Source organism: Psychrobacter sp. (assembly GCF_036731945.1).
Lineage (GTDB): Bacteria > Pseudomonadota > Gammaproteobacteria > Pseudomonadales > Moraxellaceae > Psychrobacter.
Map to the genome: position 1 here is coordinate 43,115 of NZ_DAINDI010000009.1, position 10,452 is coordinate 53,566.

The window sequence follows — 10,452 nt, forward strand, 5'->3', positions numbered from 1 at the left end:
GGTTATGAAGGGCTACTGGAAACGCGAAGACGCGACGGCTGAGGTCATGACGGCGGATGGCTATTTCCGTACCGGCGATATCGGCGTGATGGATGAAGAAGGTTACTTTAAAATTGTCGACCGCAAAAAGAATATGATTTTGGTCTCAGGCTTTAACGTTTATCCAAACGAAGTGGAAGATGTGATGTCCGGTCATCCAAAGATTTTGGAATGCGGCGTTATCGGTATCGATGATGAAAAAAGCGGCGAAGTGCCAAAGATTTTTGTTGTGCGTAGTGATAACAGCCTGACTAAAGAGGAAGTGCTTGCTTATGCCAAAGAAAACCTCACCGGTTATAAGCGTCCTCGTTATGTTGAATTTATCGACGAGCTGCCAAAATCTAACGTCGGTAAGATTTTACATAAAGACTTACGCGCCCTAGAAGAAAAGAAACACGCTTAAACCGTCTCATATCATAAATAGCCCAATACCAAACTTAGCAGGCTTTTTATAGCGCTTTATCAATACTGAGCATTGATAAAAATTTCTTGATATTTGATAGGCGAATGGTGAAAGATGATAAGGTCTTATGCAAATGACCTTATCATTTTTTTTGTTTTTCTATGAGGGTTTGCTAGTATTCATAGAGAACTGGGCGCAAAACTGCTATAGTTCTTGCCCATAGATTTTGTATTTAACAGGTGTATTTGACGATAAATGTAGAATATTATCGTCATGAATATCTTTAGACATGCTCTATATGTCTCGAGATTTTTAACTTAAAAGTTTGTGAATGACAAATTCTCTTGAATAAGCAGTTTCTTATGTCATAAGACTTCTTATTCACAAGTTTTTGTTTTTATAACTCAGTGATTGTAAACCACGGTGATTCTATTTAATAAATTTTGATAGCAACTTACTAACAGTAATATTTAGGGAAGATTATGACGGACAGTACCAATAAAGAAGCCAAAAACCATAACGCTGCGGCAGATAACCAATCAATGGTTGAAAATACCTTTCCTACCATGCCGACGATAGACAGCGACAGTCCGTGGTTAGGCGCGTATGAGCGTTATGGCATCAATGCAACCATCGATATGCCAGAAGACAATACGTCTTTACTGGAAGTGTTCGAACGTAATTTTAGCCGTTATGGGCAAAAACCTGCTTATATTTGCATGGGTTCGTCAATCACTTTTAAACAATTAGATTTATACAGCCGCCAAATCGCCAGTTATTTGCAGTCATTAGGATTGGTCAAAGGTGACAAAGTTGCCGTTATGATGCCCAACATCTTGCAGTATCCTATTGTGATGCTCGGTATCATCCGCGCTGGCATGATTTTGGTCAACGTCAACCCTTTATACACCAGCCGTGAGCTATCGCATCAGCTAAACGATAGCGGCGCCAAAGCGTTATTTATCGTTGAGAATTTTGCCAAAACTTACCAAGAAGCCGAAGACAAAGGTCAAGTGCAGCACGTTATCGTCTGTAAATTGGGCGATATGCTTGGTTTGGTCAAAGGCACCGTCGTCAACCTTGTTGCGCGCCACGTGAAAAAGATGATTCCGGCCTACCGCTTGCCCGGTAGCACGAGCTTCAAACACGCGTTAAATGCCGTTTCAGCGAGTAAATATAAGCGTCCTGATTTAAACTTAAGCGATGTGGCCTTGTTGCAATATACCGGCGGTACCACCGGTGTTGCCAAAGGTGCGATGCTGTCACACGGCAACTTAGTCGCCAACATGCTCCAAATCAGTGTCTTAATGAATAGCGCCTTCGACGACGATGTCGATGCCGATGACGTGATTTTGACCGCGCTGCCGCTATACCATGTGTTCTCGTTTATGGTTTGCGGTATGTACGGCATGTACCAAGGTTATGCTGGCTTGCTGATTCCAAATCCGCGTGATTTGGATGGCCTGATTAAAGAGATGGCGAAATATAAACCGGCATTTATCCCGGCGGTAAATACCTTATTTAACGGTTTGGTGCATAAAGAAGGTTTTGCTGATTTAGATTTCTCTAATCTAAAAGCCTCGATTGGGGGCGGTATGTCGGTCTTGCCAAGCGTAGCAAAAGAGTGGCATAAAATCACTGGTCTGCCTATCGTTGAAGGGTACGGTTTGTCGGAAACCTCACCCGTGGTGGCCTTTAACCCCATGACCATCTCTGAATTTACCGGTAAAATTGGTATTCCTGCTTCTAGCACCGATATTATTTTAATCGATGATGATGAAAATGAAGTTGCACTCGGCGACCGCGGTGAAATTTGTGTCAAAGGGCCACAGGTGATGATTGGTTATCAAAACCGCCCACAAGAAACGGCTGAAACCTTTACCGCCGATGGTTTTTTGAAAACGGGCGATATCGGTATCATGGACGAAAAAGGCTTTATCGCAAAAAAGACATGATTTTGGTGTCAGGCTTTAACGTTTATCCAAATGAAATCGAAGAAGCCATGAGTGAGCATCCGAATGTGGTAGAATGCGGTGCTATCGGTATTCCTAATGATGAGCGCGGCGAAGATCCTAAGCTGTTTGTGGTCAAAAAAGGCGAGGTAACCGAGCAAGAGCTGATTGATTTTGGCAAAAAACAATTAACTGGTTATAAGCGTCCGCGTCATATTCAGTTCGTGGATGAATTACCAAAATCAAACGTCGGTAAAATCCTGCGTAAAGAATTGCGTAAGATGGAAGGGTTAGAATAAGGTTGGCAGCAGACCTTTAACACTAAACTTTTAGCACTAAATCTTGCGAAAGTAGCGGCGTAATAGCTTGGTGATTCTTGCTATTGCGCCGCTGCCACGTTAGGATAACGTCATCTTTTCGCTTGCCAGCATAGCTGTTGACGGAGCGGCGACCCTATTGTTTTATAATGCTTTATCACTTTGATTTTATAACATCGTACTAGGAAATTTTATGCGTATTGATAACCGTGAGCTTAACCAACTTCGCTCGATCAGCTTTGAGCGCCATTATACGAAGCATGCTGAAGGCTCAGTCTTGGTCAGCTTTGGCGATACCAAAGTACTATGCACTGCGAGCGTGGAGGCAGGCGTACCGCGCTGGCTCAAAGGTAAAGGCAAAGGCTGGGTTACTGCCGAGTACGGCATGTTGCCGCGTGCGACCAATACTCGTAATCAGCGCGAAGCGGCTCGCGGCAAACAGTCAGGTCGCACGCAAGAAATCCAGCGTTTGATCGGTCGTAGCCTACGAGCGATGATTGATTTGGGTAAGCTTGGCGAAAATACCATCTATCTTGATTGTGATGTCTTGCAAGCGGACGGTGGTACGCGTACCGCCAGTGTGACGGGTGCAGCCATTGCTCTTATCGATGCGCTAGAAAGCCTACAAAAAGCCAAAAAGCTAAAAGCTGATCCATTAATTGGTTTGGTCGCTGCGGTATCGGTTGGTATGAAAGATGGCGAAGCCTATCTGGACTTAAACTACGAAGAAGACGCCAGCTGTGATACCGATTTAAACGTGGTGATGACCCAAAAAGGCGAGTTTATCGAGCTACAGGGTACAGCAGAAGAAAAACCTTTTACCCGCACACAAGCAGACGCTATGCTAATCCTTGCTGAAAAAGGTATCGCTGAGCTGATCGATATGCAAAAAACAGCATTGGGTTGGTAAATCTCTAAGCGTATTTTTAAGGTTTATTATTTCAATTTTTAACCATCCACTGCTCTTAAACAGGTAATCATGCATGCTAAAGCTGACCGATGACGGCGCCAAAATCACCTTGCAAGGTCAGTCGCCCGTAGCCGATAATGGGCTGTTTTGGTTTGGCACCGCATTGTTGGTTGGAGCGGTGGCGGTCGCTTTGGCAATGAGCTTACTACCTGAGCGCTTAGCAATTGGCGCTTTGGCACTGTTGATTATTGGCAGTTTTATTTTTAATCGGCAGCGCCAACAGCGTAAAAAAACCATGAGCGGCGTTATTAGTAGCGGCGTCTTGTGGGTGCGCGATGGCGAGTTGGTACATGACCATCAAGGTAAACACGAGCATATCCATCTGACCGATGGCGACAAAATTACCTTAATTGGCGAGCAACTACAAATTGCCGATTGTGATGACATTCGTAAATATCTAATCAGTGGCTTTGATAATATCCAAGAAGCAACCGCGACCAAAGCCATCTTACAAGGTCAGGCTTTGAGCAAACGCCATGCCAATATAAAAATGAGCGATGAGTAAATTATTGATTGGCTTGCATACTTTCGTCTGTTTGTTTATGCCCAACATTCAAACTGATTATTGATTATCCTTCCTAAATCTCCGTTCATATTTCTAAAGCCGATGTCTTTCTAAAAACCATATTTTTATAAAAGCCAAGCCTCGTTTTACCACTTATCCTTAAAATTATACCTTTTATCGCTTACCTCAAAGCAATAGTACTTGCAGATTCCTGTACAAATGGTTTATAAGTAGGATTGAAAAATTTATCTTATTTACCGTTAATACGCTTATTGATGCCAGCTTATAAATACCAAACTTTGTGAATGGTGAAAGCTCAAGCTAAGTCATCAATAATATGTTGCCAAGGAGTTGGTCATGTCGCGTTTGTCCTTTTGGTCAATCACAACGTCGAGCAGTGCATTATTATTTACCTTTGCTACAATTTTTCCGGTCAGCCAAGCAAATGCCGATAGCATGAGCGCCCTGATTGCACAAAAATCAGCCCAACCTGATTATAGCGCCCGATATACCCCAACGTACTCAGCGGTTCCTCCTGCCAAAATCAGCACGCGTTCTACCATTCAACGTGCTGGCAATGCTGCTAGCTATCGCTCAAATACGAGCAGTGTAGAGCCAAGTTATTCTATTAATCGCGCTTCTAATAACAGCTACTCGAATAATTCGTATTCTAACCAAAATGCTTACATCGGCAATGCCCAAAGCAATTACCGTTATCCTGAAGTACAGCGCCAAGCACCATCTGTTCTGCCGGCATTTTTATCGGGCAGTTATGACAATATCGATAGCGAATATTTGCCGCTACTCAGCAATGCTGAAATCCAGAGCAGTCAAGCGGCGCGGGAAGTCATCAGCACCGCGCGCAAGATGGCGCTCAATGAGCGGACGATTATCAAAGGTGGCTGCTGGGATTATCTCAATGCGGTATTTAATCGAGCTGGGGTGAGTCGTAATACCATTCATAAAGGCACCTACGGGCAAGGCCCTTATGCCAATAGCAAGGATATTGAAGTCGGTGACTGGCTCTACTATATCAATCACGGCTACAATGGCGTCGAGCACAGCGGGCTGTTTGTTGGCTGGGTCGATGAGCGCGCTAAGCAAGCATTGATACTTAGCTATGCTGGTGAAAACCGCCGTGAACCTGCGCGCTACCGTGTTTATGATTTAAGCAATGTCTATCAAATCATGCGACCAAATGTTTAATATAGTGAGTGAAAAGTAATATTGATATATCAGCAATACCGTCGCGTTTCAGGATATTCTGACTATAGCGTTGATTTGCGCCAACAAGAATTAAAAAAAGCGTCCGTTACTTATTAAAGTAACGGACGCTTTTTTGTGAGTTTCTGACTCAAGATAAAATTACTTTTAAGGTAAGTCAGCTTTACTGTCCATTATTTTAAAAAGGTTTTACCACCACTAAAATGACGATAAAAATTAACGCAAATACGGGGATTTCATTAAACCAACGCCAAAATTTATGTGATTTATAATGCGGATTATCAATCAGCTTTTTGCGATAAAATCCGCAAGCGCCATGATAGCCAGAAAGTAGCACCACCAATAGTAGTTTTACGTGTAGCCAGCCCTGAGTTTTATTCACATCCCAGCCAAGCCCTAACATCCATAGACCAAAGAACCAAGTGGCTATCATCGATGGCGTCATGATACCGCGATAGAGCTTGCGCTCCATAATGGCAAAGCGCTCGTGGCTGATGCTATCGTCGCTCATCGCATGATAAACGAATAGGCGTGGCAGATAAAATATCGCCGCGAACCAGCACACCATAGAGATAATGTGAGCCGCTTTAATCCAATTGAAATAGTCTGCCATCACTTTCTCTCTTACGTTTTAATATTTTGTGCGCAATGTCGTGCGCAATTACTTAATTAATAATGTCGGCAAGCTTAGCGCAGATGACGCGATAATGGTAGCGGCACGCATGGCATTTACTCTGCTAAGACAACTTGCGACTGATGACCACTCATGGCGTCAAGCACCGCTACTTGCTTTGGTGCTCGTGGCGCGGCAAATTGCTTAGTCAAACCAAGCTCGCGCATCAGTCTATCATCACCTGACTGGCTGGCATTGCCGGTGGTCAAAAGCTTATCACCATAAAAGAATGAATTTGCCCCTGCCATAAATGCCAGTGCTTGCTCAGCGTCAGACAAGCTTTCGCGTCCAGCAGATAAGCGTACGTAGCTGGTTGGACAGCAAATACGCGTCACAGCAATCGTCCGTATCCATTCAAGGACAGATAGCTGACCTTCTGCTAAGACTTTATCGCCAATCGGCGTCCCTTGAATAGGCACTAATAAATTGACTGGAATAGATTCAGGTGCTTTGGGCATTTTCAGTAGCTCATGAACCCAGTCGATGCGATCATCACGGCTTTCACCCATACCGACGATATTGCCGCTACAAACGTTAATACCTGAATTGCGTACGTTTGCAATGGTATCTAAGCGCTCATCATAGCTGCGCGTACTGACCATTTGCTCGTAGTAACTTCTCGAGGTATCGAGATTATGATTGTAATAATCTAGACCTGCATCCGCCAACTGTGCCGCTTGGTCTGTATCTAGCATGCCAAGAGTCATACAGGTTTCAAGTCCCAATGCTTTGACTTCTTTGACCAGTTCGACCACATAAGGCATGTCTTTTGCGCTTGGGTGCTTCCACGCTGCACCCATACAAAAACGCGATGAACCTGTGGCTTTGGCGCGTTTGGCAGCGGCAATGACCTTATCGACTTCGATACGCTTTTCTGCTTGTAGCTTAGTGGTATCGCGGTGGTGACCGGACTGCGAGCAGTAACCACAATCTTCAGGGCAGTTACCGGTCTTGATAGAGAGCAAGGTGCTGATTTGTACTTCATTGGCGCTAAAGTGTTGGCGGTGTATGGTCTGTGCTTGCAGTAACAAATCCATCAACGGTAAGTCAAACAACTGAGCGATTTGTTCACGGCTGTATTTTTTCTCGCGCTTTTTAGTCGCGTCTGTCGCTAAGCTTGCTAAAAAATCATGGGACGCATTGTTATTATTAAGTGTTGAATCAGTATTGTTATGACTATAGTTATTGGCATTCGGTTCTGAGATATTAAGCAATCCTGCCATGAGATAAATCCTTTTATAACAGTATTTAAAGGTATTGGTTAAGTTAATAGCGATTAGTTAAATTAAGAAAAATTGAGTAACCTTGGGTTTTTGCCTTTGATAAAGTGTAGACAAGATAGTTTAGGCAAAAAAAAAAGGTTGCCGTATAGTATACCGCAACCTTTTTAGAAAATCAGAATAGTACTAAGTAGTGAAACGTATCTAGGTTATTTTTACGCTAGATTGTTTTTACGCTAGATTATATGGATGTTAGCCAGCTACTCTCTGCCTATTTTCATTCGTGACATTATTTATTCGATTGAGTTATTATTTACCCAATTTATGCTTAGCAACGCCGATCCAATGATTGGCAAACTGCTGCGCTTTATAGGCATAAGGTTTAGCTTGTTGAATATAAGGTTTGTACTGTTCTGGCACCGCTGGCACGATATGTTTGGCAAGCTTATTGAACCACATCATGAGGCTATAGTCGCCCTCGATGCTCAAATTGCCTTCTTGCACGGCAGTCATAAAAGCAGGCAGGCTGCCTTTGGTCAATAGCTTAACGCCGGTCATTGAATCTTTAAAATTAATCGTCAAATCAGCGTCTTTGGCATGACCGCTATGCTGACTAAATTGACCATTATCAAAGCTATAGTAACGCGCGATATCCGCGTCAGTGCTGGCAAGCTCGATGGTTACTTTACGGTCAGCAAACAGCGCTTTGACGTCTTCGTTATCGCTATCAGCCAACATCGATAAACGATAACCAATCACCGCCAATAACACATCTAATGGGTCAGACTTAATATCTAATACAGGAACAGTAAACATAATCGAACTCCTAAACAACCTAAAGAATGAGAAATGAAACGCAAAATAATGCGTACTTTATAACAATTTTTATGACAAATATATAATTAGATTATAAACGATTGAACAGATGATAAGTTTCCATTCTTTAGGATTTACGTAGAGTGCCTTAAGTATCTTGTAACATTCGATGACAGCAGTATGATTGGGACAAGCTTAGTGAATGACCGAATGACTGAATTACTGAAAGCGCGGTTGATAGTCATCATCATAAACGGGCGTGTGTTCAATATAGCGGGCGGCTTGTCGCTCGCGCTGCTGATGTACAGTGCGGCTGACGTCTTCGTAACGCAATGCTCGATAGAGTACCCAACCTATCAAAGGCAACCAGCTAATACCCATCGCGACCACATAATTGTGCCATTCTGATAGTACCGACCAATAACTTAACAAGCTATGAATGGCTTCAACCGCCAACCAATACGCCATGCCGCCAAACAGATACCACAGTAACCAACGCTGCGACGATAAAGCCAGCGCAAGCACCACACCCATTAGTAGTCCAGTACCCAATATGGCACCTACGCCCCATGTCTCACTGGCAAAAGTAGAAAATATGGTTAATAACATCTCGCTCTTTATCAGGTGAATTCCAACAGGGTCATTATGGAAGTTTGCGAGCTAAAGCTAAAGAGGCTAGCGACGACTTTGCGACAACAGCTGACGTTTGATTTTTTTAAACAGTTTTAAGAAAATTGCGCGCAAATATCGCCGTTAATAGCAACAAAAAAGCGCCTCAATCGTGGGCGCTTTTTTGGACTTAATGTATTTTTTAACGTAGATTTAGTTTTAAGGACGAACGCCGCGGCGCCCCCACCACGATAAGGCAGTGACCAAAACAGCGCCTAACAGCATTAAGCCTAAAGTGGTTAGCCAATGAGCGCCCGTAGGATATTGCCATGGCATGACGTTACTGATAGCAGCGCTATTTAATGTACCGAGTGCATCGGTTTTCCATGGCCAAACTTTCACCAGCGAGCCTGCGATAAAGCCTGTCAGCAAAGCGAGAGTTGCTTGATAATAGCGTGATAGCAACCATTTGAGCATACGGGTAAATAATAATAACCCCGTTGCCATGCCAGCTATGACGGTAAAAATAATACTAAAGTTTAGCGTATGCACCGCTTCTAGTACGGTGTCATAAGCGCCCATTAATAATAGAATAAATGAGCCTGAGATACCGGGTAATATCATCGCACAGATGGCAATCGCGCCTGCAACAAACAAATCAGGCAAACTCGGCGCGGTGGTCAATAAGGGCAAGCTACTGATGACAACGGCGCTACTAGCGCCTAGCAAAAACAAGACTACCCGTCCTATATTCCAGCGCGTAATCTCAGTCAATAGGATAAAGACTGTTGCCACCACCAAACCAAAAAAGAATGACCAAATCAGTAAAGGCTGATTGTCGAGTAAATGCTTAATAAATCCAGCTAACGTAGCAAAACTGGTGGCGATACCAAGTAGCAAGCACACCAAAAAAGTGGCATCGACTTGCTTCCATACGGCGACCAAGCCTTTAAGCCCGCCTTGTTGGCGAAAGATTTGCCAAAGATGAGGGCCGACGCTACTCAAAGCATTAATCAAGCGCTCGTAAATCCCTGCAATTAGGGCAATCGTACCGCCAGAAACACCGGGTACAATGTCCGCCGCCCCCATCGCAATGCCTTTGGCATAGACGCCAAATAGCTGCTTTGGGCTGTCATTATAAATAGGGGTGCTTTCTTGAGTTAAAGACGCATTATCTAGATGATGATAGGATGACGGCGCATCTGGCCGCGGTGATTGTGATGCCGTCATGGACAGTCCTTTTTTATAAATAACATAAGGTGAAATGATAGGGTAAAAGAAAGAGAGATATATAAAGACTTTAATCACAACAGCTAGGTTAAAGACAAATCCTTAGCCTAGCTGTTGGTTTGGGTTTTTCGGTGATTATTTACTGCGAGCAAAGGCTGGATAGCCAAGCGCATAAAGCACTCCTTCAAGCCCTGTGACATTGACGGCCGCATCTGCACGCGCTTGCACGATGGGCTTGGCATTAAACGCCACACCCAAATCTGCTAGCGCCATCATCGGTAAATCATTGGCACCATCGCCGACGCAAACCACTTGTGACATATCAATACCCAAGCGCTCAGCAGTATGTTCAGCAATCGCCGCTTTTTTGGCGCCATTAATAATCGGCAGTTGCACATGACCGGTCACTTCGCCATCTTCGATATCTAGCGCATTGGCGTGGACTTCATCGATACCCAATTGCTCAGCGATATAACGGGCAAAATAGGTAAAGC

At 43.8% G+C, this 10,452-nt stretch carries 10 protein-coding genes and 1 pseudogene; 5 read left to right on the forward strand and 6 right to left on the reverse strand.

The genetic code is table 11. The features are described 5' to 3' along the window. The 5 genes and pseudogenes from V7D75_RS03165 to V7D75_RS03185 all read left to right on the forward strand — a co-directional run. Positions 1 to 442 (forward strand): AMP-binding enzyme (locus V7D75_RS03165; RefSeq protein WP_442968913.1); only part of this gene is annotated, 442 nt, incomplete at its 5' end. Positions 443 to 984: 542 nt separating this feature from the next. Next, a pseudogene (locus tag V7D75_RS03170) lies at positions 985 to 2,693 on the forward strand (AMP-binding protein). 211 nt (positions 2,694 to 2,904) lie between these two features. Beyond that, positions 2,905 to 3,621: a ribonuclease PH gene (rph, locus tag V7D75_RS03175; RefSeq protein ID WP_333613379.1), complete on the forward strand. Its 717-nt coding sequence runs from the start codon at positions 2,905 to 2,907 to the stop codon at positions 3,619 to 3,621. Between the two features lie 73 nt (positions 3,622 to 3,694). Then, positions 3,695 to 4,186, forward strand: a complete 492-nt coding sequence (locus V7D75_RS03180; RefSeq protein WP_333613380.1) for a hypothetical protein — start codon at positions 3,695 to 3,697, stop codon at positions 4,184 to 4,186. A gap of 357 nt (positions 4,187 to 4,543) precedes the next feature. Then, on the forward strand, positions 4,544 to 5,392 hold the full coding sequence (locus V7D75_RS03185) for a hypothetical protein (protein ID WP_333613381.1): 849 nt from the start codon (positions 4,544 to 4,546) through the stop codon (positions 5,390 to 5,392). Positions 5,393 to 5,588: 196 nt separating this feature from the next. On the opposite strand, the gene hemJ is transcribed toward V7D75_RS03185, so the two are convergent. From hemJ to V7D75_RS03215, 6 genes are all read right to left on the reverse strand, one after another. Further along, complete coding sequence (gene hemJ, locus V7D75_RS03190; RefSeq protein WP_333613382.1) at positions 5,589 to 6,023, reverse strand: protoporphyrinogen oxidase HemJ; 435 nt, start codon at positions 6,021 to 6,023, stop codon at positions 5,589 to 5,591. Between the two features lie 116 nt (positions 6,024 to 6,139). Continuing rightward, on the reverse strand, positions 6,140 to 7,306 hold the full coding sequence (gene bioB, locus V7D75_RS03195; protein ID WP_333613383.1) for a biotin synthase BioB: 1,167 nt from the start codon (positions 7,304 to 7,306) through the stop codon (positions 6,140 to 6,142). 306 nt (positions 7,307 to 7,612) lie between these two features. Then, positions 7,613 to 8,119, reverse strand: coding sequence for a hypothetical protein (locus V7D75_RS03200; protein WP_333613384.1), 507 nt, complete (start codon positions 8,117 to 8,119; stop codon positions 7,613 to 7,615). 219 nt (positions 8,120 to 8,338) lie between these two features. After that, complete coding sequence (gene aciT, locus V7D75_RS03205) at positions 8,339 to 8,728, reverse strand: AciT family ciprofloxacin tolerance protein (protein WP_333613385.1); 390 nt, start codon at positions 8,726 to 8,728, stop codon at positions 8,339 to 8,341. A 219-nt stretch (positions 8,729 to 8,947) separates the two neighbouring features. Further along, entirely contained in the window at positions 8,948 to 9,958 is a 1,011-nt protein-coding gene (locus V7D75_RS03210) for a DUF368 domain-containing protein (RefSeq protein ID WP_333613386.1), read from the reverse strand. Between the two features lie 135 nt (positions 9,959 to 10,093). Beyond that, the coding region (locus V7D75_RS03215) for an HAD-IB family phosphatase (protein ID WP_333613387.1) at positions 10,094 to 10,452 on the reverse strand (359 nt) is incomplete at its 5' end.

Excerpts from the sequence above, each read along its gene's own strand:
- rph (WP_333613379.1), top strand. The coding sequence starts at position 2,905 with ATGCGTATTGATAACCGTGAGCTTAACCAACTTCGCTCGATCAGCTTT.
- hemJ (WP_333613382.1), bottom strand. The coding sequence starts at position 6,023 with ATGGCAGACTATTTCAATTGGATTAAAGCGGCTCACATTATCTCTATG.
- aciT (WP_333613385.1), bottom strand. The coding sequence starts at position 8,728 with ATGTTATTAACCATATTTTCTACTTTTGCCAGTGAGACATGGGGCGTA.
- V7D75_RS03185 (WP_333613381.1), top strand. The coding sequence starts at position 4,544 with ATGTCGCGTTTGTCCTTTTGGTCAATCACAACGTCGAGCAGTGCATTA.
- V7D75_RS03200 (WP_333613384.1), bottom strand. The coding sequence starts at position 8,119 with ATGTTTACTGTTCCTGTATTAGATATTAAGTCTGACCCATTAGATGTG.
- bioB (WP_333613383.1), bottom strand. The coding sequence starts at position 7,306 with ATGGCAGGATTGCTTAATATCTCAGAACCGAATGCCAATAACTATAGT.
- V7D75_RS03210 (WP_333613386.1), bottom strand. The coding sequence starts at position 9,958 with ATGACGGCATCACAATCACCGCGGCCAGATGCGCCGTCATCCTATCAT.
- V7D75_RS03180 (WP_333613380.1), top strand. The coding sequence starts at position 3,695 with ATGCTAAAGCTGACCGATGACGGCGCCAAAATCACCTTGCAAGGTCAG.